This window comes from Pseudomonas extremaustralis (assembly GCF_900102035.1).
GTDB classification, from domain to species: domain Bacteria; phylum Pseudomonadota; class Gammaproteobacteria; order Pseudomonadales; family Pseudomonadaceae; genus Aquipseudomonas; species Aquipseudomonas extremaustralis.
Genome location: NZ_LT629689.1, coordinates 6579365 through 6605370, shown reverse-complemented (window position 1 = coordinate 6605370; position 26006 = coordinate 6579365). Strand labels below are relative to the sequence as shown.

26 protein-coding genes and 1 pseudogene are annotated in these 26006 nt (G+C 58.8%); 12 read left to right on the top strand and 15 right to left on the bottom strand.

Going from position 1 to position 26006, the window contains the following annotated elements; genetic code table 11:
* Positions 1-73: 73 nt before the first annotated feature.
* From BLR63_RS30630 to acs, 6 genes are all read right to left on the bottom strand, one after another.
* Positions 74-838 carry an ABC transporter ATP-binding protein gene (locus tag BLR63_RS30630; protein ID WP_010566612.1) on the bottom strand — a complete coding sequence of 255 codons (765 nt, stop codon included), beginning with the start codon at positions 836-838 and terminating at the stop codon, positions 74-76.
* 27 nt (positions 839-865) lie between these two features.
* A complete protein-coding gene (locus BLR63_RS30625; protein WP_010566613.1) occupies positions 866-1978 on the bottom strand; it encodes a succinylglutamate desuccinylase/aspartoacylase family protein in 1113 nt (370 codons plus the stop codon).
* 1 nt (position 1979) lies between these two features.
* Positions 1980-2678, bottom strand: coding sequence for an ABC transporter permease (locus BLR63_RS30620; RefSeq protein ID WP_010566614.1), 699 nt, complete (start codon positions 2676-2678; stop codon positions 1980-1982).
* Entirely contained in the window at positions 2675-3364 is a 690-nt protein-coding gene (locus BLR63_RS30615; protein WP_010566615.1) for an ABC transporter permease, read from the bottom strand. The genes BLR63_RS30620 and BLR63_RS30615 overlap by 4 nt, the downstream gene beginning before the upstream one ends.
* A 91-nt stretch (positions 3365-3455) precedes the next feature.
* Positions 3456-4241, bottom strand: coding sequence for an ABC transporter substrate-binding protein (locus BLR63_RS30610; protein ID WP_010566616.1), 786 nt, complete (start codon positions 4239-4241; stop codon positions 3456-3458).
* Positions 4242-4907: 666 nt separating this feature from the next.
* Positions 4908-6863, bottom strand: coding sequence for an acetate--CoA ligase (acs, locus tag BLR63_RS30605; RefSeq protein ID WP_010566617.1), 1956 nt, complete (start codon positions 6861-6863; stop codon positions 4908-4910).
* A gap of 396 nt (positions 6864-7259) precedes the next feature.
* Between acs and BLR63_RS30600 the strand changes: the two genes are divergently transcribed.
* Positions 7260-7529 carry a DUF2790 domain-containing protein gene (locus BLR63_RS30600; RefSeq protein ID WP_010566618.1) on the top strand — a complete coding sequence of 90 codons (270 nt, stop codon included), beginning with the start codon at positions 7260-7262 and terminating at the stop codon, positions 7527-7529.
* A 588-nt stretch (positions 7530-8117) separates the two neighbouring features.
* Positions 8118-9368, top strand: a complete 1251-nt coding sequence (locus BLR63_RS30595; protein WP_083365990.1) for a ribonucleotide-diphosphate reductase subunit beta — start codon at positions 8118-8120, stop codon at positions 9366-9368.
* Positions 9369-10590: 1222 nt separating this feature from the next.
* Here BLR63_RS30595 and BLR63_RS30585 read toward each other — a convergent pair.
* A complete protein-coding gene (locus BLR63_RS30585; protein WP_010567034.1) occupies positions 10591-11304 on the bottom strand; it encodes a DUF4225 domain-containing protein in 714 nt (237 codons plus the stop codon).
* A complete protein-coding gene (locus BLR63_RS30580) occupies positions 11301-11789 on the bottom strand; it encodes an Hcp family type VI secretion system effector (protein ID WP_010567035.1) in 489 nt (162 codons plus the stop codon). Before BLR63_RS30580 ends, BLR63_RS30585 begins: the two co-directional genes overlap by 4 nt.
* 369 nt (positions 11790-12158) lie before the next feature.
* Between BLR63_RS30580 and BLR63_RS30575 the strand changes: the two genes are divergently transcribed.
* The 3 genes from BLR63_RS30575 (at position 12159) to BLR63_RS30565 (ending at position 14244) form a co-directional block, all read left to right on the top strand.
* Complete coding sequence (locus tag BLR63_RS30575) at positions 12159-12803, top strand: HAD-IB family hydrolase (RefSeq protein WP_010567036.1); 645 nt, start codon at positions 12159-12161, stop codon at positions 12801-12803.
* Positions 12804-12869: 66 nt separating this feature from the next.
* Complete coding sequence (locus BLR63_RS30570) at positions 12870-13817, top strand: hypothetical protein (RefSeq protein ID WP_010567037.1); 948 nt, start codon at positions 12870-12872, stop codon at positions 13815-13817.
* Between the two features lie 106 nt (positions 13818-13923).
* Positions 13924-14244 carry a helix-turn-helix domain-containing protein gene (locus BLR63_RS30565; RefSeq protein WP_010567038.1) on the top strand — a complete coding sequence of 107 codons (321 nt, stop codon included), beginning with the start codon at positions 13924-13926 and terminating at the stop codon, positions 14242-14244.
* Between the two features lie 13 nt (positions 14245-14257).
* Here the strand turns inward: BLR63_RS30565 and BLR63_RS30560 are convergent, their stop codons facing one another.
* The 3 genes from BLR63_RS30560 to BLR63_RS30550 form a co-directional block, all read right to left on the bottom strand.
* Positions 14258-15763 (bottom strand): amidase family protein, encoded by a 1506-nt coding sequence (locus tag BLR63_RS30560; protein ID WP_010567039.1) that lies wholly within the window; start codon positions 15761-15763, stop codon positions 14258-14260.
* 100 nt (positions 15764-15863) lie between these two features.
* Entirely contained in the window at positions 15864-16601 is a 738-nt protein-coding gene (locus BLR63_RS30555) for a nucleoside phosphorylase-I family protein (RefSeq protein ID WP_231998131.1), read from the bottom strand.
* Between the two features lie 144 nt (positions 16602-16745).
* Positions 16746-17804: an MBL fold metallo-hydrolase gene (locus BLR63_RS30550; RefSeq protein WP_010567041.1), complete on the bottom strand. Its 1059-nt coding sequence runs from the start codon at positions 17802-17804 to the stop codon at positions 16746-16748.
* 123 nt (positions 17805-17927) lie between these two features.
* Here BLR63_RS30550 and BLR63_RS30545 point away from each other — a divergent pair, with 123 nt between their 5' ends.
* From BLR63_RS30545 to BLR63_RS30535, 3 genes are all read left to right on the top strand, one after another.
* Positions 17928-18554, top strand: coding sequence for a TetR/AcrR family transcriptional regulator (locus BLR63_RS30545; protein WP_010567042.1), 627 nt, complete (start codon positions 17928-17930; stop codon positions 18552-18554).
* Positions 18555-18744: 190 nt separating this feature from the next.
* Positions 18745-19803 carry a diguanylate cyclase gene (locus BLR63_RS30540; protein ID WP_042947478.1) on the top strand — a complete coding sequence of 353 codons (1059 nt, stop codon included), beginning with the start codon at positions 18745-18747 and terminating at the stop codon, positions 19801-19803.
* Between the two features lie 92 nt (positions 19804-19895).
* Positions 19896-20414: a DUF1003 domain-containing protein gene (locus BLR63_RS30535; RefSeq protein ID WP_010567044.1), complete on the top strand. Its 519-nt coding sequence runs from the start codon at positions 19896-19898 to the stop codon at positions 20412-20414.
* On the opposite strand, the gene BLR63_RS30530 is transcribed toward BLR63_RS30535, so the two are convergent.
* A complete protein-coding gene (locus BLR63_RS30530; RefSeq protein ID WP_010567045.1) occupies positions 20411-21295 on the bottom strand; it encodes a LysR family transcriptional regulator in 885 nt (294 codons plus the stop codon). The genes BLR63_RS30535 and BLR63_RS30530 overlap by 4 nt on opposite strands.
* 80 nt (positions 21296-21375) lie before the next feature.
* On the opposite strand from BLR63_RS30530, the gene BLR63_RS30525 reads away from it, so the two are divergent.
* Both BLR63_RS30525 and BLR63_RS30520 read left to right on the top strand, forming a co-directional pair.
* Positions 21376-22083 carry a CTP synthase C-terminal region-related (seleno)protein gene (locus tag BLR63_RS30525; RefSeq protein ID WP_010567046.1) on the top strand — a complete coding sequence of 236 codons (708 nt, stop codon included), beginning with the start codon at positions 21376-21378 and terminating at the stop codon, positions 22081-22083.
* Positions 22080-22394 (top strand): antibiotic biosynthesis monooxygenase family protein, encoded by a 315-nt coding sequence (locus BLR63_RS30520; protein WP_010567047.1) that lies wholly within the window; start codon positions 22080-22082, stop codon positions 22392-22394. The genes BLR63_RS30525 and BLR63_RS30520 overlap by 4 nt, the downstream gene beginning before the upstream one ends.
* A gap of 41 nt (positions 22395-22435) precedes the next feature.
* On the opposite strand, the gene BLR63_RS30515 is transcribed toward BLR63_RS30520, so the two are convergent.
* Complete coding sequence (locus BLR63_RS30515) at positions 22436-22759, bottom strand: DUF2025 family protein (RefSeq protein ID WP_010567048.1); 324 nt, start codon at positions 22757-22759, stop codon at positions 22436-22438.
* A gap of 233 nt (positions 22760-22992) precedes the next feature.
* On the opposite strand from BLR63_RS30515, the gene BLR63_RS30510 reads away from it, so the two are divergent.
* On the top strand, positions 22993-24120 hold the full coding sequence (locus BLR63_RS30510; RefSeq protein ID WP_010567049.1) for a glycerophosphodiester phosphodiesterase family protein: 1128 nt from the start codon (positions 22993-22995) through the stop codon (positions 24118-24120).
* An 83-nt stretch (positions 24121-24203) separates the two neighbouring features.
* The gene (locus tag BLR63_RS30505) at positions 24204-24512 is read left to right on the top strand and encodes a PepSY domain-containing protein (protein ID WP_010567050.1); all 309 of its coding nucleotides are present in this window, start codon (positions 24204-24206) and stop codon (positions 24510-24512) included.
* Between the two features lie 80 nt (positions 24513-24592).
* On the opposite strand, the gene BLR63_RS32540 is transcribed toward BLR63_RS30505, so the two are convergent.
* Both BLR63_RS32540 and BLR63_RS32535 read right to left on the bottom strand, forming a co-directional pair.
* Positions 24593-25297 (bottom strand): methyl-accepting chemotaxis protein, encoded by a 705-nt coding sequence (locus tag BLR63_RS32540; protein ID WP_390896543.1) that lies wholly within the window; start codon positions 25295-25297, stop codon positions 24593-24595.
* 228 nt (positions 25298-25525) lie between these two features.
* Positions 25526-25636 (bottom strand): annotated as a pseudogene (locus BLR63_RS32535) (hypothetical protein); the annotation flags it as partial.
* Between the last annotated feature and the right edge of the window lie 370 nt (positions 25637-26006).

The window sequence follows — 26006 nt, the reverse complement described above, 5'->3', positions numbered from 1 at the left end:
GGGGGTGCCAGGTTCCCCGCGTTATCGTTGACGGTCTTCGCGAGCAAGCTCGCTCCTCCAGGGGTGGGCATGGTTATTTCAGGCTGCCGGAGAGGAACTGCTGCAACCGCTCGGACTGCGGATTGACCAGCACTTCCCGTGGGTTGCCACGCTCTTCGACGATGCCTTTGTGCAGGAACACCAACTGGTTGGACACTTCACGGGCAAACCCCATTTCGTGGGTCACCACCACCATGGTGCGGCCTTCCTGGGCCAGATCCTGCATCACCTTGAGGACTTCGCCGACCAGTTCCGGGTCCAACGCCGAAGTGGGCTCGTCGAACAGCATCACTTCCGGCTCCATCGCCAAGGCGCGGGCAATCGCCACACGCTGCTGCTCGCCACCGGACATATGACCGGGGAACGCATCCTTGCGATGGCCCACGCCGACTTTGGCCAGGTAGTGCTCGGCCTTTTCACGCGCCTCTTTTTTCGACACGCCCAGCACATGCACCGGCGCTTCCATCACGTTTTCCAACGCGGTCATGTGCGACCACAGGTTGAAATGCTGGAACACCATGGACAGGCGCGAACGCATGCGCTGCAACTGTTTGGGGTCGGCGGCCTTGAGGGCGCCGTCCTTGCTGGCCACCAGCTTGAGTTCTTCGTTATTGAGCAGGATCTTGCCGGCGTGGGGCTGCTCCAGCAGATTGATGCAGCGCAAAAAGGTACTTTTGCCCGAACCGCTGGAACCGATGATGCTGATCACATCACCGGCCGCGGCGGCCAGGGACACGCCTTTGAGCACTTCATGACTGCCATAGCGTTTATGCAGGTCTTGGACTTCAAGTTTGTACATGCGGTCGGTTCTCACAAAAACAGGTGGTCAGTCGTTGAGCAAGCGCCCGTGCCGCAGCGCTTCGCGCCCCGCCACCTTGGCCAGCCAGAAACCCGCTTGGGCATAACGCAGCCGTTCAACGGCAAACAACACTCCCGAGGTGCCCGCGCAGATGATGCTCACGCGGTCTTCCAGGGGATCGATCACTTCAAAAATCGGCTCGCCGGCCTCGACCCAATCACCGGCTTTACGCAGGTAACTGATGACCCCGGCATGGGGTGCAAACAGCAACTCAGTGCCTTCGAAGGGCATGCCTTCGCACGGCTCGTGTTGCGCCGCCGGCCAGTCGCCGTGGATCAGGCCCTGTTCGGCGAGGAACGCGAGGATGCCTTCGGCGTGGAAGATCGCCTCATCGCGGCCGGTATCGGCCTGACCGCCCAGTTCCAGGGTGGTCGCCAGGCATGCCAACGGGATCTGCGCCTCGGGGAACGCTCGGGACAAGCGCAACCATGGCAGCGAACAGGCTTCATCGAACGAGCTGCCGCCGGAATCTTCCGCCAACAGGCCGACTTTCACATTCAAATGCGCCGACAGCGAACGCCACTGCGGCCAGTGCTGGGGCAGCGCGTACATGTGCAGCGCGGCTTCGGCGTCGCAGTGCAGGTCGAGGACAATGTCGGCGGTGCACGCATGGCTGAGCAGGGTGCGCTGCATGCCTTGCAACTGGCTGCTCGGCGCAGGCAAAGCGCTGAGTACATCACTCATCGCCTGGCGAATCGTACGCACGTTGGCATGGGGATCATCCCCGAGCTTGCCATGCAGTTGCGCGATTACCGGCTCGCTCAACTCAACGAAATCACGGTTGAAATTCTTGCCACTGCCCACCTCGAAACGCCCCTGGTGGCTGCCTTGCAGCAGTTGGCCCAGGCCCATCGGGTTGGCCACCGGCACCAGCTCGATCACGCCATTGAGGGCGCCTTGCCGTTCCAGTTCGATGAGGCGCTTTTTCAGCTCCCAGGCGGCACGCATGCCGGGCAGTTCATCGGCGTGCAGGCTGGCCTGGATGTAGGCCTTGCGCTCGCCACTGCCGAAACGAAATACGCTCAGTTGGCGTTCGCACCCCAGGTGGCCCCAGGGCAATAGGTGATCGATACGTTCCATATCAGTGCTTCCGTGGAGCCAGGTAGCTCAGCCAGCGGTGCTCGGCCAACTTGAACAGGCGCACCAGGATAAAGGTCAGGCACAGGTAGAACGCGCCGGCGGTGATATAGGCCTCGAACGGCAGGTAGAACTGCGCGTTCACCGTGCGCGCGGCACCCGTGATGTCGATCAGGGTGACGATGGACGCCAGGCTGGTGGTCTGCAGCATCATGATCACTTCGTTGCTGTACTGCGGCAGCGCGCGGCGCAGGGCCGATGGCAGCAGGATGCGGCGGTACAGCTTGTAGCGCGACATGCCCATGGCCTTGGCCGCTTCAATTTCGCCATTGGGCGTGGACTTGAGACTACCGGCAATGATCTCGGCGGTGTAGGCGCTGGTGTTGATCGCAAATGCCAGGCACGCGCAGAAGGTGGCGCTGGACAGCAGCGGCCACAGGAAGCTCTCGCGCACCACCTCGAACTGGGCCAGGCCGTAGTAGATCAGAAACAGCTGCACCAGCATCGGCGTGCCGCGGATCACGTAGGTGTACAGCCAGGCCGCGCCGTTGACGATCGGCTGTTTGGACACGCGCATCAAGCCCAGGGGCAACGCGGCGAGCAGGCCGAAGAACAGCGAGATGGCGAGCAGTTTCAGGGTGGTCAGCAAGCCGCCAAGGTACAGCGGCATGGCCTCCCAGATGACGTTGTAGTCGAAGATCATAGATCAGCCGCCCTTACGCCTACCGAGTAGCGCTTCTCAAGATGACGCAGGGCCAGCAACGATACGCTGGTGATCACCAGGTACATCGCCGCCACTGCGAGGAAGAAGGTAAAAGGCTCACGGGTGGCATCCGCCGCCTGCTTGGCCTTGAACATCATGTCTTGCAGGCCCACCACCGAAATCAGCGCAGTGGCCTTGGTCAATACCAGCCAGTTGTTGGTGAAACCGGGGATCGCCAGCCGGATCATCTGCGGCACCATCACCCGGAAAAACACCTGGAAGGGGCTCATGCCATAGGCAAGGCCGGCTTCGGCCTGACCCTTGGGAATGGCCATGAAGGCGCCACGGAAGGTTTCCGACAGATAGGCGCCAAAGATGAAACCCAGGGTGCCGATACCGGCGGCCAAGGGGTTCAAGTCAATATAGTCGTCATAGCCGAGCATCGGCGCGACGCGGTTGAGCAGGTCCTGACCGCCGTAGAAAATCAGCAGGATCAACACCAGGTCGGGAATCCCACGGATCACCGTGGAGTACAAGTCACCCAGCCAGGCCAACCAGCGCACCGGCGACAGGCGCAACGCAACCCCGATCAGACCCAGAACAATAGCCAAGGCCATGGACGACAGGGCGAGCTGAAGCGTCAACCATGCGCCATCGAGGATGACGGCCCCGTAGCCTTTCAACATGATTCAGGTCCTCGAAAAGGGGGATGAAAAAATGGCGCAAACCGCAGGAATTCTGTTGCTTGCGCCATTGTGGACAGACCGCTGCGACGATTTACTTGGCTTCTGGGCCGTAAATGTCGAAGTTGAAGTACTTTTTCTCGATTTCTTTGTATTTGCCGTTGGCACGGATCGCAGCGATGGCCGCGTTGATGCGGTCCAGGTTTTCCTTGTCGCCTTTGCGTACGGCGATCCCTACACCATCGCCGAAGTATTTGACGTCGGTGAAGGACGGGCCGGTGAACGCATAGCCTTTGCCGGCAGGCGTGTCGAGGAAACCTTCCTGCAACAGGGTGGCGTCGGCCACGGTGCCATCAAGGCGACCGGCTTCGATATCCAGGTAGATTTCGTTCTGCGAGCTGTAAGGAACGACGGTGGCACCTTTAGGCGCGAGCACTTCCTTGGCAAACCGGTCGTGGATCGAACCGCGCTGCACACCGATCTTCTTGCCTTTGAGTTCGTCCAGGCTGTCGCTGACCGCCGTGCCTTCCTTCAACACCAGGCGCGCCGGGGTCAGGTAGTAGCGATTGGTGAAATCCACGGATTTCTTGCGGTCTTCGGTGATGGACATCGACGACAGGATCGCGTCGATCTTGCGCACTTTCAGCGCCGGGATCAGGCCGTCGAATTCCTGCTCGACCCAGGTGCACTTGACCTTCATCTCTTCGCACAGGGCGTTGCCGATGTCGTAGTCAAAGCCGACGATGCTGCCATCCGGCGCTTTCGACGCAAACGGAGGGTAGGCCGCTTCGATACCAATTTTCAGCGGCTTGCCTTCGGCGAAAGCCTGCATGGACAGCACGGACAGCGCCAGGGCGCCCAACAGCACGAGTTTCTTCATCTTGGGACTCCATCGGTATAGGGCAGAACAGCAGTATGAGCCATAGCCCACGATGCGACTTGAGTGAAACCGAATAGCGGCGCTGCGTCCCGCACCAGTTCAACCCTGGTGACGACGAGCGAGTGATCGGCATTCTAACGACAGGCCGGAAGCCGATATTTCCTCAATGCGACAACAATTTACAGAAGCACTGAGAAAGCGGTTCCAGCACATTGACAGCCTCTGAATTTTATGCAGAGGCAAAAGACATTAAACCTGTAAACACTGCAAATTGCGGGCCTATTATTCGCAAACCCTTCTGGCACGGCAAGTCTGGCGTTTAACCTTGTTTGCGAAGCGGTCTAAAACGCAGCTTTTGCGGGCGCGCGCGTAGCACTTTGCCTCATCTTTGGGCGATGGGTTACACATGTGCATTGCCCGGTAACATTCAGAAACGTCCTACGAGAAAAACCGATATTTATTCATTTTGAAGTCATAACCGCACTGGAGCATGACATGAAATGCCTTTCCATTGTGGGAGGGGGGGGCTTGCTCCCGATGGCGGTGTATCAGTCGATACGCTTGGCACTGACCCACCGCTATCGGGAGCAAGCCCCCTCCCACAGCGGCGCACAAAAAAGCCCCATCCGGCTCACACCGAATGGGGCTCTGTACCACCAACCCGCTTTAGGCGACGCTCATGGTCTTGTGCGTCTCGATCAAATGCGCCACGACACCTGGGTCCGCCAGGGTGGAGATGTCCCCCAAGCCGTCGTATTCGCCAGTGGCAATCTTGCGCAAGATGCGCCGCATGATTTTCCCCGACCGCGTCTTCGGCAAGCCCGGCGCCCACTGGATCACGTCCGGCGAAGCGATCGGCCCGATCTCCTTGCGCACCCAGTTCTTCAGTTCCAGGCGCAGCGCTTCGTTCGGCTCTTCGCCATTCTTGAGGGTGACATAGACATAAATGCCCTGGCCCTTGATGTCGTGCGGCACACCGACCACGGCGGCCTCGGCGACTTTCGGGTGAGCGACCATCGCACTTTCGATTTCAGCGGTGCCCATGCGGTGACCGGACACGTTCAACACGTCATCCACACGGCCGGTGATCCACCAGTAGCCATCTTCGTCGCGACGCGCGCCGTCGCCGGTGAAGTACATGCCACGGAAGGTCTTGAAGTAGGTGTCGACGAAACGGTCATGGTCGCCGTACAGGGTGCGGGCCTGGCCTGGCCACGAATCGAGGATCACCAGGTTACCTTCGGCAGCGCCTTCGATGATGTTCCCCAGGTTGTCCACCAGCGCCGGTACCACGCCGAAGAATGGCTTGGCCGCGGAACCCGGCTTGAGCGCATGGGCGCCCGGCAGCGGGCTCATCAGGGTGGCGCCGGTTTCGGTCTGCCACCAGGTATCGACGATCGGGCAACGGGATTGACCGACGTTCTTGTAGTACCAGTCCCAGGCTTCAGGGTTGATCGGCTCGCCCACCGAACCGAGCAGGCGCAGGCTGCTGCCATCGGCGCCTTCGCAGGCGGCCGTGCCGGAAGCCATCATCGCGCGGATCGCGGTCGGCGCGGTATAGAGGATGTTGACCTTGTGCTTGTCGACGATCTTCGCCACCCGGGTGATATCCGGATAGTTCGGCACGCCTTCGAACAGCAACGTGGTCGCGCCATTGGCCAGCGGACCATAGACGATATAGGTGTGGCCGGTGACCCAGCCGACGTCGGCGGTGCACCAGTAGATTTCGCCAGGGCGATAATCGAATACGCGCTCATGGGTCAGGGCCGCATACAGCAGGTAGCCGCCGGTGGTGTGCTGCACGCCCTTGGGTTTGCCGGTGGAGCCGGAGGTGTAGAGGATGAACAGCGCTTCTTCAGCGCCCATCTCTTTGGGTGCACACACGGCGCCCGCCACTTTCATCAGGTCTTCGTACCAGATGTCGCGATGCTGGTTCCACTTGATGTCGCCATTGGTGCGCTTGCACACAATGACTTTCTGGACGCTGCTGGTTTCCGGGTTGGTCAGGGCGTCGTCGACGTTGGCCTTCAGCGGAATTTTCTTACCGGCGCGCACACCTTCGTCGGCCGTGATCACCACCTTGGATTTGCAGTCGATGATGCGACCGGCCAGGGCTTCCGGCGAGAAACCGCCAAACACCACCGAGTGAATCGCGCCGATCCGGGTGCAGGCCAGCATGGCGACCACGGCTTCGGGGATCATCGGCATATAGATAGTCACCACGTCGCCGCGGTGCACGTCCTGACCACGCAGGGCGTTGGCGAACTTGCAGACTTCTTCATGCAGTTCGCGGTAGGTGATGACGCGGCTCTCGGCAGGGTCATCGCCCTCCCAGATGATCGCTGCCGTGTCGCCACGCTCGGCGAGGTGGCGATCCAGACAGTTGTAGGAAACGTTCAAGGTGCCGTCGGCGAACCACTTGATGTCGACATGGTGATCGTCGAAAGAAGTCTGCTTCACCGTGGTGAAAGGCTTGATCCAGTCAAGACGCTTGGCTTGCTCACGCCAGAAACCGTCGGGGTTGACCACCGACTGCTGGTACATGGCCTTGTAGGTCGCCTCGTCGGTCAGCGTGTTGGCTGCTACTTCGGGGCGGACGGGGTACAGGGAAGCCGCACTCATCTTTCTTACCTCGGTGATATATTTGTTGTTGTATGACCCCGTTGTAGCCGGGGAAGCCCTATAGAACCATTCGACGATGGTAGTAACAAGCCCCTACAAATTGCCCTGCCATGCCCTTTTACCGCTCTGCCCCGCGGGCTGCGAGGCTTTTCGGGGGCGTAAAAAAACCTTTACCACGGGATTGTTACAAAAACCGCCAATAGTGTTTATCAAAAGCACGGCTATATGAATATAACCGCCAGGCCTAGAATCAATTCCGCCAACCAAGGCAACGTGATTAACCTAGTTACAGCCCCCACGAAGGCATGTTAATCCGGATGTTCCAAACCTAAGTTACACACGTGGCCCCAAAAGGGCCCCGTGACCCCTTTCGCCCTGAAGAAGGTAAAGACAGTAATGAAAGCTTTATTAGTTATGGCCCTCAGCAGCTTGTGCGCCACCGCCGCCCTGGCCGAAGAGGCCCCGACTGAGCAGGCCGGCAAGAATGCACCGATTGTTGAGGATTACACCTACAGCACTCACTTGGACATCGCCAAAGTTCTGTCCATGAGCACGATCCCGGAAGTATGTGAAGTTGTACCGGCCAAGATGGAATATGAAGACTCCAAAGGTCAGCGTCACATTCTTAATTACCATGTAATGGGTAACGGTTGCTCTAACGGATAATAACGTCGTTAGTTTGATCTGAATCCGGATCTTGTTCGCCGCAAGAAATCGTTCTTGCGGCCAAGGCCCGACAGCTGAAACACCTCAAGGACTGCTCGCAATAGCGATCTCAGTCATACCAAAAACTCAAGCCCCTCCCCCCTCCCCCCGCATTTCCAGGCCCTGAAAGGCCACTTCATCCATCCTGCAAAAAACATCCCGCCGTCCGTCAAAAAATTCCAACGCCAGCAAAGCCTTATAAACCCGCGCTTTGGTCGAAAACCACGTCATTGCAGCGCTCGATCGGGACCATCGGTCGCAACACAAACCCGAATTTTTCCCTATAATGCGCGGGTAAATCGGGCCTGCAATATCCCTTTACACAGGGACGAAGAGCCAGACCTGAGGCCTCCGCTGGAGCACGCATCGACCGCTCCGCCCCTCAAGCCTCACGCAGAGTACCCGTACACCCAATTGCGTTTAATGCCTGCGCTAGCTGTTGCAACAAACGATTCCTTAAGATCCACCGCGGCCCGAGGGCCGTGTGAACACCCAACCATCCGGTTTCACACGGGCACCCTTGAGCCCTCACGCAGGAGACGACACGTCATGCTGAGCTGGGACGAATTCGACAAAGAAGAAGACGGCGAAGTCGCCATCAAAGGCGCCAACGCCGGCCACGCCACCGAAGCCAACATGGACCGCCTCGACGGTGCCGGCGCCGCTGCCGCCATCGAAGCCCGCGCCGTCACCGCCAGTGACTCCGCCGCGATCATCCGCGCCAAGGCCGCCCTGGACAAACTCGACATCGCCGAAGGCCTCGCCGAACTCGAAGGCGCCTCCGCCCGCGTCGCCGTCGACGAAAAGCGCATGATCAACTGCCGCGCCGACCTCAACCAACTCGTGCCCTTCAAGTACGACTGGGCCTGGCAGAAATACCTCGACGGCTGCGCCAACCACTGGATGCCGCAAGAGGTCAACATGACCGCCGACATCGCCCTGTGGAAAAACCCCGAAGGCCTGACCGACGACGAACGTCGCATCGTCATGCGCAACCTGGGCTTCTTCTCCACCGCCGACTCCCTGGTCGCCAACAACCTGGTGCTGGCCGTATACCGCCTGATCACCAACCCGGAATGCCGCCAGTACATCCTGCGCCAGGCTTTCGAAGAAGCGATCCACACCCACGCCTACCAGTACTGCATCGAATCGTTGGCCATGGATGAAGGCGAGATCTTCAACATGTACCACGAGATCCCATCGGTCGCGAAAAAAGCCGCCTGGGGCCTGAAATACACCCGTTCGATCTCCGATCCGAAGTTCGAAACCGGCACCGTCGACACCGACAAAGAACTGCTGCGCAACCTGGTCGCCTACTACTGCGTCCTTGAAGGCATCTTCTTCTATTGCGGCTTCACCCAGATCCTCTCCATGGGCCGCCGCAACAAAATGACCGGCGTGGCCGAACAGTTCCAGTACATCCTGCGCGACGAGTCGATGCACCTGAACTTCGGTATCGACGTGATCAACCAGATCAAAATCGAAAACCCACACCTGTGGGACACCGAGATGAAAGAAGAAGCGACCCAGATGATTCTGCAGGGCACGCAACTGGAAATCGAATACGCACGCGACACCATGCCGCGCGGCGTGCTGGGCATGAACGCGGCGATGATGGAGGACTACCTCAAGTTCATCGCCAACCGTCGTCTGTCGCAGATCGGTCTGAAGGAAGAATATCCAGGCACCACCAACCCGTTCCCATGGATGAGCGAGATCATGGATTTGAAGAAAGAGAAGAATTTCTTCGAAACCCGTGTGATCGAGTACCAGACCGGCGGCGCGTTGAGCTGGGATTGAAGCGTTAAACAAGTACAAAAAAGGTCGCCCTTGGGCGACCTTTTTTATTTAGTCCGGTGATGCCTGGACGAACCATTCAAAAACCACTGTCCTTACTCCAACATGCACAGTCTTATAAATGTTAGCCATGCGCATAACGACCAAAGAAGATCAGTTCACCTTACGGAATATAAAACTCAAGATTTAAAATACTTACTTATGAATTTCAATTTTTTTCCTTCCCACGGCATAGGAACTGAAAACATATACATAAATATCACAACAAAAGAAGCCCAACCTAAAACCTCATTATTTTTCTCGCCAACAATAGGCAAAACCCCACGATCTACGAATCGCATGTGAACATAGACACAAAAAATATTATAAACAATAACACCTATGAATTTACTCGTTGAAAACCTGCGCCCTGACCAACACTGGCTAGCCAGTAGAGACGGGACATAAAACGCAATAGTAAAAAAATATAGCCCGTGTAAAAAATCGAGTCACTCACAGTTATTCCACCTATCCAAAACGTCTTCCGCAGTCAATAAAACTCCCTTGCGATAGGGAGTTGCAGACTGCGTCCAGTGATGCAAAAAAAACCGCTCAAAACCACCACCTCAACTCCCTCTCAACAGGAAAAGCAAATCCGTGTATATAAATGCAGAAAATGGCGATATAGCTAATTAAAGGATAATCAGCTATCAAATCTGGCCTAAACCCCAGCACCGGAAACTCTTGAAACTTAACAATCCGAAAATAAACAAACCCGAATACAGAATTAAAAATCATGCAGACAATGAATTTCACCCCTAGAAAATCCCATAGTTTCTCCCCAGAAAATCTGATCCTCAGCGTATAAGCACTCAGGATGCCCCATAAAACGAATAAGGGAAACGTAAACAAGAACCATACTGTCATCGCGTCCGCCTCGTACAATTAACCAAGCCAAACAAAAACCTCACCTTCCGTTCCGCGGGGATTGCAAATCCGTGGGCAAATATACATACAAAAGTAAGCCACCCAGCAAAACTGCAATCTTCTAAGATATCCGGTCTATACCCCAAAAATGGAAAATCATCGTGCTGAATCATATGCATATAAGCCCATATAAAAATCGAATTAACAATAACTCCAAAAATAAGCTGCGCATCGCCAAGGCGCGGACTAGAAAGAACAGATTTCAACCAGAAAGCCAATAAAACCCCACACATCTCGAGTAGAACCAATAACCAGCACATCACTTTTCTTTTGCTTTATACAGTTGATCAATAGTTAGTGCCGAGGCCCCCGAGTCAACAGCCTTTGTACCCGGCCCCATTCGTGTGAAACCACGAACGTAATCAGTATCTATATATCGAAACAAACGCCAGGAGTCGGGTTTTAATACGAGTCGCCACGTACTGTAAACAGATGTCCCTAAGTCAAACATTCCATACGCAAAATCTCCATCCTCTTTTTCCCATCCCAAGGCCATCGCTGTATCTCGGTAAAATTTCCTTACCGGCCCCTCAGTATCAGAACGCCCTTCCCATAAATTCCGTCCATTCTCGTATATGTTATTGGAACCATGCGCAATCATTGGTAACCCGGCTACCACGCACAAAGTACCCAAGGAGGCCGCGCAAATTTCCGCCCCCGTTTTGAACTGTAGCGCTCCTGCTATCAATCCAACGCCCTTGCGAGCGACTTCCATCGACTGACTCATCAAACTGCGCTGTTCTTCTTTTATCTCTATCAATCCTTGATCAACCGTCTTTCTTCCCTCCTCAACATCCCTGACAATACTGCGCGCGTAATAAGCAACCTCCCGATTGAATTGCAGCCGCACTATTCCATCCTGAATATGCCGGGCGCTTATCGTGCAAGCTTGATTAGTCAGATTTCCTGCCGCCTGGCTCACTACCCAAATATCGTGAAACGTTGGCTCTGTATGACGACTTTCCTTTTTCATTTTTCGTCCAACTCCCCATAGCTGTAGCCACTCGTACTGGCTCGATGATGGGTCCAGATAATCTGGCGATAACGCAGGGCCATATGTTCTTGTGCTTGCGCATCGTGTTGCAGAACCGCATGGGGTACGTCGAGGGTAAGGTCGGCAATGACGCAGCCACGAATATCGACCGTGTAGTATTTTTCATAGCCACTGGTACTTGAGCTTCGATAGAAATTAATCACGCAGTTGAGTTCTTCCCTATTGGAAAGGGCTACCGCCAATAAAGGGGAGGACTTATCGATATTCTTGGTAATCACCACCGGCCCGTGTGTCGCGGCATTCACGTTGCCGCGGTTGGCTATGTGATGCTGGAAAGACAGCACCAGGATTTCATCTCTGTGCCCGTCCTGGCAGGTGTTACCAATTGAATCCAGAGTCGAGCATCCCGCGGAGATCAAGCCTTGCTCTTTGCCATTGATGGTCATGTAGCTGTGATTTGCCATAGGGTCAGCGCCTTGTTGTTTTTGGCACTTACCATACGAGAACTTGAAAATAGGAAATATCGGACGTTTCTGTTTAAACGGTGTGAGATTTTTGTAGGAAATTTAAACATTCATGTAATCCGCTCGCGCCGCTTGGCTCCCCCTCCGTAACGACGAGCTTGCAGTGGACTCAGAAACTCCAATCCTTGGCCTTGGGGTAGTAAACTTCGCCGACCATCGGGGGTGAACAAACACGCCCGCACACTACAAAGCCTGGAGATTGGCCGGTCGCCATCGCGGAGCAGCATCCGCCTGAACCCGACCGACGTGCGCCAGTCAGAACGCTATGAACCCGCTCCACCTGATCAAGGACCACCCGTGAACCCAGACATGCTTGAAGCCGGCCCCGTGGGCGCCAAAGTACTGTCCGTCTTTGACTTCGACGGCACCCTGACCCACCACGACAGTTTCGTGCCCTTCCTCAAGTTTGCCTTTGGCCCCGGCGAGTTCTATGGCCGCATGGTCAAGCTTGCGGTGCCCGCGCTGCGGTTTCTGGTGCGGCAGATCAGCCGGGATGAGTTGAAGGCGCAGTTGATCCGTACCTTTATGACCGGTGTGGAGAAGGCGTGGGTGCAGCAGAAGGCCGAGGAGTATTGCCAGCGCAATTGGGCGCGGTTGATGCGGCCGGCCGGGGTGCTGTCGGTGGAGCATGAGCTGGGGTCGGGGGCAGTGGTGACACTGTGCTCGGCATCTCCCGCGTTGGTGTTGCAGCCCTTTGCCGATCGGCTTGGGATCAAATTGATCGGGACTGAGCTTGAGGTGATCGACGGAGTGTTGACGGGCAAGCTCACGGGAAATAACTGCCGCTGCGAGAACAAGGTGCTGCGGCTCGAGGCAGTGTATGGGGACCTGGGGGAATATCGGCTCAGGGCCTGGGGCGATACGCGCGGGGATAGGGAATTGCTGGCGGCGGCGCAAGATGCGCATTTTCGGCATTTTCATGCGAAGAAGAAAAAAAACGCCCGGAAACCCTGACGCTTCTGCTGGTATTTACTCAGGTTGCCGCTATTAATAGCCAAACCTCTCACGGACCCGAGCCCCATGAAATTCGACACGGCCTACAGCCTGAATCTCGATGAAAAACTGTCGATCTACGACGTTCGAGAGCTGAATTTCGACGAAACCGCCGCGTATGACTCCGACAAGGACCATTTCCTCTGTCCCAACGATGCCTGCCGCGCGGCCTTCGAGGCGGGCAATACGCTGAGCACCTTCAACGCGAAGAACGTTAATTACCGGCGCACACCGCATTTCAAGAACAAGAGCGGCACCCGGCATATCGATGGTTGCCGCTATGCCAGCAACCACAAGGGCGCTGCCGGTGAAAGCGACGACGACCGCGAGGATCATTTCCCATCGGAATTTGTACTGACCCGGCGCACCTATCCACGCAAGATGCCGTTGGCCGGTGCCGAAGGACAACCCCCACAAGACCTGCCGGAAATACCTACAACCCGCACAAATGCATCTGTCAGCCCCAGTGACGCCACCCCGGATAAAACCAGCGTATTCGCCCACCCGGTGGAATGCTATGTGTCGAATATCGACGACAAGGACAAGCTCAAAGCCATGCCCTTGAAAATCGGCGAGCACACCGCAACCTACTGGGCCTTTTTCAAGAAAATCGAATACCTGCAGGACAACAAGGGCCTGATCTACTGGGGCAGGATCAAAGCGATCAAGGACTACACCAACAGCTTTCGCATCGACTTCGAAAAGAAGGTATGGCTCGACAAAAAGCCCTACTCGGTCAACGTTTACCTGAGCAAGAAACTCATCGACAACTACCGCAAGCGCAAGGCATTCCTGGAGCAGATCAAGGCGGCAGCCAGCAGTGACCAGCCCTTGTATTGCTTCTTTTATGGCGTGACGCCGGAGCTGAAGCAGGTGCCCAGCAAGAAAAACCCCGAGCAGACGTTCGGCGTGTTCAGCGCCAATATCGAGAACCTGGATCACCTGATTATTCGCGAGGCGCCAGGGCTGGGCTGACAGGCGCTGAAAAGCCATCGGAAAAATTCCAGTTGATGAGCGGTCAAAACAACTGTACAAAAACACAGTATAGTTTGCCTTCCCCGTCGAACCCTGGAGAAATTCCATGTCCTCTCTGGCAATGAGCTCTTTTGTAGATCAGCAGATCGTCCTGCATCAATTCACCGCCAAACACAGCGTACAGGCGCGCGCCATGCTGGGTTGGAGCCGCGAAGAGCTGGCCCGCCAGGCGGGCGTGACGGTGGATGCCGTTCAGCAGTTCGAGCACCAGGGCGATGGCGGCGATGAAACCCGCCTGGCACTCGCGTTTCGGCTGGAGGCCGAGGGGCTGGTGTTCTTTCCAGGGTTCGCGCCAGGGTGGGGAATGAGTGCGCGCCGCGCCGAAGATGTGAATGCCATGGGCCATGGCATTCCTCCACGGCCTTGAGAGCCTGGGGACTTTAGAGTCGAGGCCTTGGAGCCACCTGCGCCGCCTGCTCATAACCATGGGCCACCGCCAGCAACGTGGGTTCACTCCAGCGGGCCCCGAAAAAGTATGCGCTGGTCGGCACGCCCTGCTCGTCTTGACCGGATGGCACCGAGATCCCTGGGTAGCCCGCCACCGCAACCGCGAAGTAGCTGTTGGTTTCAAAGTCCGCCACCAGGGCGTCGAGCTTCTGCTCGCCGATCAGTTCATCGACCGTGCCACGGAAGTCCTGGATCAGTGCATCCCATAGCGGCTTGCGCGCCTGTTGTGTCAGCGTGGATGCGTCGATGTCCTTGAGCACCGGCTGGTGGTCGGTGTCGGTGCCATCGCGTTTTGCGTTGTACGCGATCAGTTCGGGAACCGACTTCACTGGCAACCCCTCGCGCTTGCCCAGGTAGGTGTTCAATTCGTCCTTCACATCGGCAAGCAATAATTCGTCATAGCGCGAAGCGTCTGCCAACCGCATGTTCACCGGCACCAGCACTGCGCCTTGCGCGCGAAGCACCTCCAGCGTCCGGCGAAATATTGCACTGTTGTCCACCGACAGGGTTTCGCCATTCGCGCAAAAGGTCGCGGGATAACCGATACGCTTATCCCGCAAGGCTCCGGGTTTAAGCAAAGCGGTGTAGTCGATGCCTTGGGGGGCCTCCATACTCGCCGAATCCTGGGGATCGACGCCGGACATGGCGTTGAGCAACAACGCGGTATCGAACACCGAGCGGGCCATCGGCCCCGGCGTGTCCTGTCGATGGCTGGCGGGAATGATGCCGCTGCGACTCAACAACCCCACGCTGGGCTTGAAGCCGACCACGCCGTTGAACGCCGCCGGCACCACGATCGAACCATTGGTTTCGCTGCCCACGGCAAGTGGCGCCAGGCCGGCAGCGACCGCAGCAGCCGAGCCCGAGCTGGACCCACCGACCGGCGCATCCGAATGATGCGGGTTACGCGTCTGCCCGCCGCGTTGGCTCAAACCATCGGCGTTGCCGCGAAAGCCGGCCAGCTCAGTGAGGTTGGTCTTCCCTAGGATCACCGCCCCTTGCTGGCGCAGGCGTTCGACGATAAACGCATCCCTGGCTGCCGACAGGCCTACCAGGCCATAGGCGCCAGCACTGGTTTGCTGGGTGTCGCCGGTCTCGATATTGTCCTTGAGGAGCACGGGGATGCCGTGCAGCGGACCTCGAACCCGACCGGCGGCGCGCTCGCGATCCCGCTCGCGGGCAATGTCCAGGGCTTGAGGGTTGAGTTCAATGATGGTGCTCAATGCGGGGTCGAGTTTGCGAATGCGCTCGTGCAGGTAACTGACCAACGCTGCCGATGTGAGCCCACCCGGCCTGGCCATTTGTTCGCTGAGCTGACGCACACTGGCGTATTCCGTTCCCGGCGCAACGGGCGTCGAGGCCTCGGCGGGCAATTGCAAACCCAGGAGATGCGCCGCATGGTTGATAAACATATCCACACCATGACCCATACCAAACATGAACACCTCCCAGACAGGATAAAAAAGGACGGGAGCCCATATTGCCCCCGTGCGCCAGTCTAGAAACCTCATGCCTGCCGGGCAGTGCGACGCGCGCCGTTCACACCGTGGGATTGTTCAATGCCGCAGGTAGCCCATCCTGACCATCCGGCAAACGGCGGGCACTGCGATAACCTTGCACCAGCGCCGCCAGCGAATCCTTCGACCATCGCGCGCCGTAGAACCACAACATCGCGCCGTCCCCAAGCGGCTCGCCAAACACCGGGTAGCCATGCCAGCAAGCGGCATGGAAGGCGGCGCTGCGGCTGTCCGACACCAGCGCATCCAGGCGATGCTCATTCACCAATTCGTCGATTTCGTTGTGGGTATGCAGGTTGAACTGCAGCGTCTCATCGACCCGCTGCGCAGGCACCGGTAACAGTTGCACCCCAGCCTGACGCAGAATATCCAACGCTCGCCTGAACGGCGCGCGGTGTTCAATGGGTTCGTGGTCACCACCACGGCCATACCGCTCGGCAAAGCCCACACGCCTGCCGGCCAATACGTTGGCGGCGATGAACGAGCTGTTGTTCTGCACCAGTGGCACTTCCACCATCACCGGCCCCGAAGGGTCGAGACCGCTCAAGGCGATCAGTGACAACGATGGGTCGCGCACGGGTTTGAGGGGAAGCCCCGGTGCGTCATACCCAGGGACCGGGATACGCACCTGGGCGGGGGCTTGGGAGCGGGAATCGACACCGAAAGCGATGCCGCGCGGGCTCCCATGGTCGGTGCCGGGAGGGGCCTCGGTCGTCGACTCAAGGCTCCCGGGCGCCGCCTGCCCAGCGGGGCAAGCCACACCTGCTTGCCAGTATTTCCTACACTTTCCTTCCATCAGAACGGCCTCCCGGACCCTAATTTTCCGGGAATCATCGCACCCCTGGCTGGCGCCTGTCGCAGCCCTGAAACAGCTTGAAAACTCCTTTTTCCGACGCCTCACCCATCAACCGACGACGCGCTCCTGTGTCACCTGTATTTCCACCTCCAGCCACCACACATGGCCACGCTCGGGTTGGCTCAGACTGAACGCTTGCCCCATCGGTGGCGTGGTAATCGACACATTGCGCTCCCAGGCCAGGGCCATGATGCGATCAAAAGGTTCGTGCCAGGCATGGAACGCCAGGTCGAACGTGCCATTGTGAATCGGCAGCAACCAACGGCCCTTGAGGTCGATATGGGCTTGCAGGGTTTGTTCCGGCTGCATGTGCACATGGGGCCAGTCGACGTTATAGGCGCCGGTTTCCATCAGTGTCAGGTCAAACGGGCCGAACTGCTCGCCGATGCGTTTGAAGCCGTCGAAGTAGCCCGTGTCGCCACTGAAGAAGATGCGCCGTGCGCCGTCGATCATCACCCACGAACACCACAGCGTTTGGTTGGCATCGAACAGGCCACGCCCGGAAAAGTGCTGTGCGGGTGTGGCGACAAACCGAATGCCGTCCACTTCGACGCCCTGCCACCAGTCCAGTTGCTGCACCTTGCTGGCATCGACGCCCCACTTGATCAAAATGTCGCCCACGCCCAACGGCGCCAAAAAGTGGCGCGTCTTGTCGGCCAATTGGACGACAGCCTTGCGATCAAGGTGATCGTAATGGTTGTGGGAAAGAATGACCGCCTCCAGGGGCGGCAGCTCTTCCAGGCTGATGGGCGGCGCGTGGAAGCGCTTGGGGCCGGCCCAACTGAACGGCGAGGCGCGCTCGGCGAATACCGGGTCGGTCAGCCAGAACTTGCCGCGCATTTTCAGCAATACGGTGGAATGCCCCAGACGGAAGACGCTGTGATCGGGAGCGGCCAACAACTGCTCGCGGGTCAGCGGTTGCACCGGAATCTCTCCCACCGGTCGGGTATTGCGCGGTTTGTTGAACAGCATGTTCCAGAAGATACGCAAGGTCTTGCCAAAACCGCCGTGCTGCACCGGGGTGTCGTTGCTGAATTGCTTTTGTTCCTGTTCCGCAGCCTTGCGCGCCGCAGACGAACACTTAAGACGGGTTGAGAGCGTGGCCATAGCAGAATGACTCCTTTGGACCGTCAATAAACTACACTGCACAGTGTAGTTTCAAGATTGCAACAAAACCCGGAGCAAGTAAACTGCCGAGTGTAATTTTCCTTCAAGAGCCGAGCCCCATCCATGACTGCCCCTCAACGCCTCACTGACCGTAAACGCCAAGCCATTGTGGCAGCGGCTATCACCGAGTTCAGGGCTAACGGGTTCGAGGTCACCAGCATGGATAAGATAGCCGCCACGGCCGGCGTCTCCAAGCGCACGGTGTACAACCACTTTCCCAGCAAAGAAGAGCTTTTCGCCGAAATTCTCCACCAACTCTGGGCCAGCACCGTCGCTCAACTGGATGTTGGCTACACCCGTGAGCGCCCGCTGCGCGAACAATTGCGCGAGTTGCTGGAAGCGAAGATGAAGATGATGTCCGACGCCAACTTCCTCGACCTGGCCAGGGTCGCGATCGCCGCCACCATCCACTCGCCGGAACGTGCACAAGACATGGTCAACCGTCTGAGCCAGCGTGAAGAAGGCTTCACCCTATGGGTACGCGCCGCCCAGGAAGACGGGCGCCTGCGCGGCAGCGACCCGGCGTTTGCCGCCCACCAGATCCAAAGCCTGCTCAAAGCCTTTGCCTTCTGGCCACAGATCACACTGGGCCAACCGCCCCTCGACGCCACCAGCCAGGCCAACGTGATCGAGTCAGCGATCGACCTGTTTTTGGCCGGTTACGAAATCCCCCTGTCTCCCCAGCCATAAAAACCTGGTGCGTGAACGACATTGGCAGTCGTTTATGACGTATTCGCCCTTTGTTTTGCGTAAATGGCCTGGAAGGACACTGATTATTCCCACAGGAATAACTGACAATATTCACCGGAATTATCCGATCAACGGTTAATCCTGCGAATGCATGCTGTCGTGTATGCAAAAAGAGCTGACCCGGGAATTTATGGAAAACAGACAAGGCAAAGGGCTTTCGTTTGCCAAGCGTATTTACAGGCCAAGGATCATTGGCACTGCCATGTGCTGTGTCAGCATCACTGCTGTCCTGTATCCGCTGCCAATGCCTGGCTGGATCTGGGCGTTGCTGCTGGTCAATGCTTTTGTCTGGCCACATTTGGCGTATCAGCTGGCAACCCGCGCCAAGGTTCCCTACGACGCTGAACAGCGCAACCTGGTGTGCGACGCATTGTTCTGCGGGTTCTGGGTCGCTATGTTGCAGTTCACCCCCTTGGCCGCGGTGACGCTGCTGTCGATGGTGACCATGAACAACGTCGCCGCCGGCGGCAAGCGCTTGCTGATACACGGCGCGCTCGCCCAAATGCTCGGCATCTGTGTGGCGGGGTTGCTGTTCGGCTTGCACTTCAATCCCTCGGTCAGCCAGGTTCAAGTCTATGCCTGCTTGCCGATGTTGACGCTCTACCCCATGGCCATCGGCATGGTCTGCTATCAACTGGCGATCAAACTGACGGAGCACAAGCGCACCCTGAGTGCCCTGAGTCGTATCGACAGCCTCACCGGCCTGCTCAATCACGGGTCCTGGAAAGACCTGCTGCACCTCAAGTTTCACAAGTGCCAGCAACTGCGAAGCCACGCCACCATCGCGTTGATCGACATCGATCACTTCAAGCAGATCAATGACACTTACGGCCATATCGTGGGCGATGCGGTGCTGCGACAACTGAGCCTGGTGTTACGTCGTAATCTGCGGGAAGACGATCTGGCCGGGCGCTACGGTGGCGATGAGTTCTGTGTGATTTTTCCGCTAATGCCACAGGAACAGGCCGTGCGGATCATGGAGCGCGTGCGCGAAACCTTCAGCAACTACCGCAACCCGCACTCTCCAGAACTGCGCGTCAGCCTGAGCATCGGCCTGGCGGACTTCCATCCGCTCTTCACCGATGCGGCCATGTGGCTGAACGCGGCGGACCGCGCGCTATACGCCGCCAAGGACACCGGGCGTAACCGGGTCAACATCAGCGACGAAAAGGTCGCCCAACTCGCCTGAAACCGTCCGACAGACCTCAGCTTATTCATAGGTCAGACAGGTCGCCAACGCTATAGTGACGACCGTCTTAACGTTGATGACCCGAGCCCACCATGACTCCAGACAAACCCAAAGCCGCCCCCATCGACCACCTGCGCTTCCACCGCAGCCACGCCCACTTGGCGCCGACCTTTGGCAACGACACCTTTGCCCTCAAGGCCGAAGCCTTTGCCCGCTTCTTCGGCACGCCAACCTTCCTCGGCGCGCAGACCGCAATCGTGATTTTGTGGGTGGCCCTCAACGTCAGCGGTATCACCCATTTCGACGTGTACCCGTTCATCCTGCTCAACCTGGCCTTCAGCCTGCAATCGGCCTATGCCGCGCCGCTGATCCTGCTGGCCCAGACGCGCCAGGCCGCCCGCGACAAAGCCCAGTCCGACGCCGATGCGCAGCACCGCGAAGCGCTGGCCACCGCCAATGCCGAACGCCAGGCCGAGGCGGAAAAGACCAGCAAACAGCTGTTGATCCTGCTGGAGCAAAATACCCAGCTCACGGAAATGACCAAGAATCTGACGGAACGCATCGAAACCCTGACGAGCGAAATGCATGAGCACTTTGTGCGAAAAACCTAACGCCCAGGCAACTGCACCTGCCGTCCCAACTCGTCGAACAGCGTGACCACCGAGCGTAATGCCCGGCAATCGGGACGCGTCAGCAACCACAGCGCCGTGTCGTGCCCTGCCAAGGCGGGGCCCAGCGGATGCAGTCCGTCACCGAGCAAAAAATCCGGCAGCGCCGCGACCCCCAATCCCGCCCGCACCAGCTCGGTGACTGACAACATGCTGTTGCACCGATAACTGAGGCGCACGCCCGGCAGGTGTTCGCGGCGCCAGGCGACGGTGGGGTGATCGGGCAGGAAGTCGTCCGGCCCGATCCAGGCCAGGTCGGCCAGCGCGCGACCTTCGTGCAGGCGCGCATAGGCGGGGCTGGCGCACACCTGATAGGTCACGGCGCCCAGGCAACGGCCGACCAGATGTTCCGGTGGCGTACGGGTCAGGCGCAAGGCGATATCGGCATCGCGGCGGCTGAGGTTGGCAAAATCATTTGAGGTGCTCAGTTCCAGGGTCAGCGCCGGGTACTGCGGCATGAACTGCGCAAGAGCCGGCAGCAACAGGCCTTGCAGCACCGAATCGGTACAGGTCAGGCGCACCGTGCCGCTGATCACTTCACCGCCCTGCTCCACGCCGACCCGCGCGGCTTCCAATGCCTGCTCGGCGCGTTCGGCCTGTTGCGCCAGGTTGCTCGCCAGCCCGGTCGGCAGGTAGCCGGCGCGGCTTTTTTCAAACAGCGTCTGGCCCAGCGCGGCCTCCAGGCGCCGCACCGCGCGAAACACCGTAGACACATCCACCCGCAACAGCGCCGCCGCCCGCGCAAGGGTGCCGCCGCGCACCAGGGCGAGGATCAGCGACAGGTCGGGGTAGTCGATTCGATAGTGCGTGGCTGCATTGAACATGTGGGTAAACGCCAATATTGATTGCGTGAGCGCCAATCTATAGTGCGCATCAGGACACCACAAGCCATGGGACGTACATGATGAAAACCACCGCCCTGCTCCTCGCCCTGATCGGCGATTACAACCCCGACGTAATCGCGCACCAGGCCATTCCCATCGCACTGCAACAAGCCGCCGAAGCCCTGGGCCTGACGGTTCATACACACTGGCTCGACACCGACACCCTCACCTCCACCACTGAACTGCAACGCTTCGACGGTTTCTGGTGCGTGCCCGCCAGCCCTTACCGCGACACGGACGGAGCCTTGCGCGCCATTCGGTTTGCCCGCGAACAGCGGCGCCCTTTCCTCGGCACCTGCGGCGGTTTTCAACATGCCGTGCTGGAATATGCCCGCAACGTGCTGGGCTGGGCCGATGCCGAACATGGCGAACTGGCGCCGGATGCCAGGCGCGCCGTGATCGTGCCTCTGAGTTGTGCGCTGGTAGAGGCAACCGATACCGTGCGTTTATCCCCTTACACACGCATCGCCGAGGCCTACGCCAGCCTTGAAATCGAGGAAGGCTATCGCTGCCGTTACGGCCTGAACCGCGAATTCGCTGACGCGTTGCTGGAACATGCACTGATCCCCTGCGGGCATGATTCGGCCGGCGATCTGCGCGCCGTGGAGTTGCTCGACCATCCGTTCTTCGTCGCCACGCTGTTCCAGCCGGAACGCGCCGCCCTCAAGGGCATCACCCCGCCCCTGGCGATTGCCCTGCTCAACGCGTGCCGGGAGGTCTCGGCATGATCGCCCACACCCCCGCGCCGCCCTACTATGCGGTGATTTTCAGCTCACTGCGCACCGAAGGCGACCACGGTTACGCCCAGGCCGCCGCCCGCATGCTGGAACTGGCGCGCGAACAACCGGGGTTTCTCGGCGTGGAATCGGCGCGGGAGGACGGCCTGGGGATTACTGTGTCGTACTGGCGCAGCGAAGCGGCGATCCTGGCCTGGAAAGAGCAGGCCGAGCACCGCGTGGCGCGTGAACAGGGGCGCGCCACCTGGTATTCGGCGTTCCAGACACGGGTGTGCAAGGTTGAACGGGCTTACCGGAGCTAGCAGGCTCCTTGTGGCAAGCGGGCTTGCCACAGCCCCCCCAACTAACTCACCAAACTGCGCAACGCACTGATTTGTGGGATCTCCACCCGTCGCATGTACACCCGCAGCGGCTCGCTGATGTTGATGCGGTCGTCGATGTTCTGGTCGAGCAGCAACTGGAGACGTTCGCGCGACAGGGTCATGGTCTGTTCGGGGGCCGGCAGCCAGACGAATTCGGCGGTGGGGATGATGCCGTCATCGGCCACGTCCATGCCGAAGGAATCTTCGCTGAAACGCACGATGTACTGGCCGGTCTTGCGGTTGAGGCCGACAAAACCGTGGAGTTGGTCGGCGGCCTGGCAGATAAGTTCGGATGTAATGCGCATGGTAAACCTCACTGAAAAGTCCCACAGGGACTGGAAAGATGGTTTACACGCGGGGCAAAAAGTACCGCCCTCTAGCGGGACGGCTGCGGCCAAGGGTACTGCAATGCACCGTAAAAAAACCGAGAAAAATTGACGCGTGCGCACGTTAATGTCGGTTTGGCGATAGCGCCGCCCGCAATCAATTGTTAAAAAGGAGGCCTTCTCAAAGCTACCTTCACGAAAGGACTTCGCATATGCCTGTCACGTTTACCAAGAGTGCCTTGCTGCTCGCCCTGATGCTCGGCCTTGGCCACGCGCAGGCTGCCGAACCGATCAGCCCGGCTGAATTGGCTACAAACGAAGGCATTCCCCACCCTGCCGTGATCGCTCACCGTGGCGCCTCCTATGACGCCCCCGAATCCACCGCCGCAGCCTACAAGGTCGCCCGCGACCTGGGTGCCGACTACCTGGAGCTGGACCTGCAGCGCAGCAAGGACGGCGTCTTGTTCGCCCTGCACGACAATAACCTGCAGCGCACCACCGACGTGGCCACCAAGTTCCCCGAGCGCAAAGACGCGCCAGCCAGCGAGTTCACCTGGAAAGAACTGCAAACCCTCGACGCTGGCAGCTGGTTCAACGCCGCCTACCCGGACCGCGCGCGTCCGGGCTTCGTCGGCCTGAAGATCCTCAGCCTGGACGACATCATCAAGATCGCCGAAGGCAACCCGCAGCACAAACCCGGCCTGTACATCGAGACCAAGGAGCCCAAGCAATTCCCAGGTATCGAAGCCGACCTGAAAAACAAGCTGCTGGATAAAGGCTGGCTGAGTTCCGCCGGTTCCAAGCTGGGCAAGAGCAACACCGGTGTCGGCCAGGGCAAGGGCCGCGTGGTCCTGCAAACCTTCGATAAAGCGAGCCTCGAAGCGCTGCAGAACGAAATGCCGAACACGCCGAAGATTTTGCTGTTGTGGGTGGGTGAAGGCGGTATCGAGCCCAAGTCCAAAGTGACCTTCGCCGAATCCGGCGAACCGACCAAGGCCGCCTACTACGCCAAGCAAGAGCCCAAAGACGCCGCCGAGTTCGAAAAGTGGCTGGACGAAGCCAAGCGCCTCGGCGCCATCGGCACCGGCCCATCGGCCGAGCTGACCGACCATGGCGACCAGAGCTACACGAACCTGGTCAAGCCGGAAATGAACAAGCTGACCCACGACAAAGGCCTGCTGGTGCATGTCTACACCGTCGATGAGCCGGTGGACTTCGACAAGGTGATGAAAGCCGGCGTCGACGGCATCTTCACCAACCGCGCCGCCGAATTGCTGAAGTTCTATAAGCGCTGGCCGTCGTCCAGCGTGCAGGATCTGCTGAACGACTATAAATACTGAGTCCGTGTGCGATTAAGCGTGAGTTAAGTTGCGCCGGTTAATCTGGCGCCACTTAAACAGCTCACCCGAGAAGGACACACAGCATGAAAACCCTGACCGCTCTGTTCGCCGCTACCGCCCTGACCCTGGCCGCCGGCCTGGCCCAAGCCGATGTTCGTCCGGACCATGTCGAAGGCCTGCTCAAGTCCGGCGCGGTGATGCCGTTCGACAAACTCAACGCCGCCGCCGTGGCCAAGCATCCAGGCGCCAGCATCACCGACACCGAGTTGGACCACAACAACAGTGGCGTGCTGGTCTACGAGGTCGACGTCACTGACACGACCGGCAAGAAGTTCGAAGTCAAACTCGACGCCAAGACCGGCGCCGTGCTGGAAGACAAGCTGGACACTTGAGTCAAACCGTCCATGAAACGCGCCACCTGATGGGTGGCGCGTTTTTTATGGGCGCTTGCCCATCACGCCCTACCGCCTGATCAGGCGCTCAAACGCGCCGTCACCTCGTTCAACTCGCCAGACAAGCCGCGCAAGTTGTGACTTGCCGCTTCGGTGCGCTTCACGTTATCGAGGTTGGCCGTGGCCACCTCAGTGATCTGGGTGATGTTGCGCGATATATCCTCGGCCACCGAGGTCTGCTCCTCGGCCGCCGTGGCGATTTGCCGGTTCATGTCGCGAATCGCTTCAACCGCCTGGGTGATGTGAGCCAGCATGGCGCCGGCCTGGGTGACTTTTTCCACGCTGTCGTCGCTGCACGACTGGCCGCTGACGATGGCCTCGGCGGCATCGATCGCACCGGTCTGCACCGCCTGGATAATCTGGTTGATCTCGATGATCGAGGCCGCCGTGCGTTGCGCCAGGCTGCGCACTTCATCGGCCACCACGGCAAAACCGCGCCCCGCCTCGCCCGCCCGCGCGGCCTCGATGGCGGCGTTGAGCGCCAGCAGATTGGTCTGCTCGGCGATCCCGCGAATCACTTCGAGCACTTTGCCGATGCGCACGCTGTCGGTTTCCAGGCGCCGGATGATCGTGCCGGTGTTGAGGATTTCGGTGCGCATCTGGCCGATGGTGGCAATGGTGACTTGCATCACTTCCCCGCCTTCACGGGCCGAATGGTCGGCTTCGTCGGCGGCGCGCGAAGCGCTGGCGGCGTGACGCGCGACTTCCTGGGCGGTGGCCGACATTTCGGTCATGGCCGTGGCCACCTGGTCGGTGCGGTTGAATTGGTCGTGGGTACCCGTGGCCATCTGCCCGGCAATCGAGTTCAGCTCGCCGCTGGCGCTGACCAGATCAGTAGCGCTGCGTTGCAGACGACTGAAGGTCTCGGCGAGGAAATCGCGCAAGGTATTCGCGGCGACAGCCAGATGCCCCAGCTCATCCTGGCGGCGATTGGCCACGCGCTCGTCAAAGCGGCCATGGCTCAGTTGCGTCACATAGTCGATCAAGCCACGGATCGGCAGGATCAGGTTGCGGTTGATCAACCACAGGCTGAACAGGCCGATCAACGCGCCGGAGAGCAGCATGATCGCCAGGCCCGCCATCATCGTGCGCTCGGCATTGGCACTGATGACCACCGATTGCCTGGCGCCTTGTTCGCGCAAGTCGCTGACCAGCGCGCTCATTTGCTCGCTGGCGGCGCGATCCACGCCCTTGACCGCCGTGTCACCGGCGGTCGGATCGGCGCCGGCAGCCAAATAGGCATCGCGGCCGCGCTGGTAGGCGACACCCAATTGCTGGTGTTCCTGGCGCAACTTGGCAATGCGCTGGTTCAAGACCGGGTCGCTGCTGGTCTGAGTCTCCAGCCGTGCGAGAAAGCCTTGAACATCGCGTTGGCGGTCCTGGAACTGGCCCCAGTATTTTTCCAGCTCCTGGGGCTGCTTGCCGCGCAACAAC

What these genes read in the sequence shown, in the direction of transcription:
- BLR63_RS30630 (WP_010566612.1), bottom strand. Translation starts at nt 838, where the DNA reads ATGTACAAACTTGAAGTCCAAGACCTGCATAAACGCTATGGCAGTCAT.
- BLR63_RS30625 (WP_010566613.1), bottom strand. Translation starts at nt 1,978, where the DNA reads ATGGAACGTATCGATCACCTATTGCCCTGGGGCCACCTGGGGTGCGAA.
- BLR63_RS30620 (WP_010566614.1), bottom strand. Translation starts at nt 2,678, where the DNA reads ATGATCTTCGACTACAACGTCATCTGGGAGGCCATGCCGCTGTACCTT.
- BLR63_RS30615 (WP_010566615.1), bottom strand. Translation starts at nt 3,364, where the DNA reads ATGTTGAAAGGCTACGGGGCCGTCATCCTCGATGGCGCATGGTTGACG.
- BLR63_RS30610 (WP_010566616.1), bottom strand. Translation starts at nt 4,241, where the DNA reads ATGAAGAAACTCGTGCTGTTGGGCGCCCTGGCGCTGTCCGTGCTGTCC.
- acs (WP_010566617.1), bottom strand. Translation starts at nt 6,863, where the DNA reads ATGAGTGCGGCTTCCCTGTACCCCGTCCGCCCCGAAGTAGCAGCCAAC.
- BLR63_RS30600 (WP_010566618.1), top strand. Translation starts at nt 7,260, where the DNA reads ATGAAAGCTTTATTAGTTATGGCCCTCAGCAGCTTGTGCGCCACCGCC.
- BLR63_RS30595 (WP_083365990.1), top strand. Translation starts at nt 8,118, where the DNA reads ATGCTGAGCTGGGACGAATTCGACAAAGAAGAAGACGGCGAAGTCGCC.
- BLR63_RS30585 (WP_010567034.1), bottom strand. Translation starts at nt 11,304, where the DNA reads ATGAAAAAGGAAAGTCGTCATACAGAGCCAACGTTTCACGATATTTGG.
- BLR63_RS30580 (WP_010567035.1), bottom strand. Translation starts at nt 11,789, where the DNA reads ATGGCAAATCACAGCTACATGACCATCAATGGCAAAGAGCAAGGCTTG.
- BLR63_RS30575 (WP_010567036.1), top strand. Translation starts at nt 12,159, where the DNA reads ATGCTTGAAGCCGGCCCCGTGGGCGCCAAAGTACTGTCCGTCTTTGAC.
- BLR63_RS30570 (WP_010567037.1), top strand. Translation starts at nt 12,870, where the DNA reads ATGAAATTCGACACGGCCTACAGCCTGAATCTCGATGAAAAACTGTCG.
- BLR63_RS30565 (WP_010567038.1), top strand. Translation starts at nt 13,924, where the DNA reads ATGTCCTCTCTGGCAATGAGCTCTTTTGTAGATCAGCAGATCGTCCTG.
- BLR63_RS30560 (WP_010567039.1), bottom strand. Translation starts at nt 15,763, where the DNA reads ATGTTTGGTATGGGTCATGGTGTGGATATGTTTATCAACCATGCGGCG.
- BLR63_RS30550 (WP_010567041.1), bottom strand. Translation starts at nt 17,804, where the DNA reads ATGGCCACGCTCTCAACCCGTCTTAAGTGTTCGTCTGCGGCGCGCAAG.
- BLR63_RS30545 (WP_010567042.1), top strand. Translation starts at nt 17,928, where the DNA reads ATGACTGCCCCTCAACGCCTCACTGACCGTAAACGCCAAGCCATTGTG.
- BLR63_RS30540 (WP_042947478.1), top strand. Translation starts at nt 18,745, where the DNA reads ATGGAAAACAGACAAGGCAAAGGGCTTTCGTTTGCCAAGCGTATTTAC.
- BLR63_RS30535 (WP_010567044.1), top strand. Translation starts at nt 19,896, where the DNA reads ATGACTCCAGACAAACCCAAAGCCGCCCCCATCGACCACCTGCGCTTC.
- BLR63_RS30530 (WP_010567045.1), bottom strand. Translation starts at nt 21,295, where the DNA reads ATGTTCAATGCAGCCACGCACTATCGAATCGACTACCCCGACCTGTCG.
- BLR63_RS30525 (WP_010567046.1), top strand. Translation starts at nt 21,376, where the DNA reads ATGAAAACCACCGCCCTGCTCCTCGCCCTGATCGGCGATTACAACCCC.
- BLR63_RS30520 (WP_010567047.1), top strand. Translation starts at nt 22,080, where the DNA reads ATGATCGCCCACACCCCCGCGCCGCCCTACTATGCGGTGATTTTCAGC.
- BLR63_RS30515 (WP_010567048.1), bottom strand. Translation starts at nt 22,759, where the DNA reads ATGCGCATTACATCCGAACTTATCTGCCAGGCCGCCGACCAACTCCAC.
- BLR63_RS30510 (WP_010567049.1), top strand. Translation starts at nt 22,993, where the DNA reads ATGCCTGTCACGTTTACCAAGAGTGCCTTGCTGCTCGCCCTGATGCTC.
- BLR63_RS30505 (WP_010567050.1), top strand. Translation starts at nt 24,204, where the DNA reads ATGAAAACCCTGACCGCTCTGTTCGCCGCTACCGCCCTGACCCTGGCC.
- BLR63_RS32540 (WP_390896543.1), bottom strand. Translation starts at nt 25,297, where the DNA reads ATGTCGGCCACCGCCCAGGAAGTCGCGCGTCACGCCGCCAGCGCTTCG.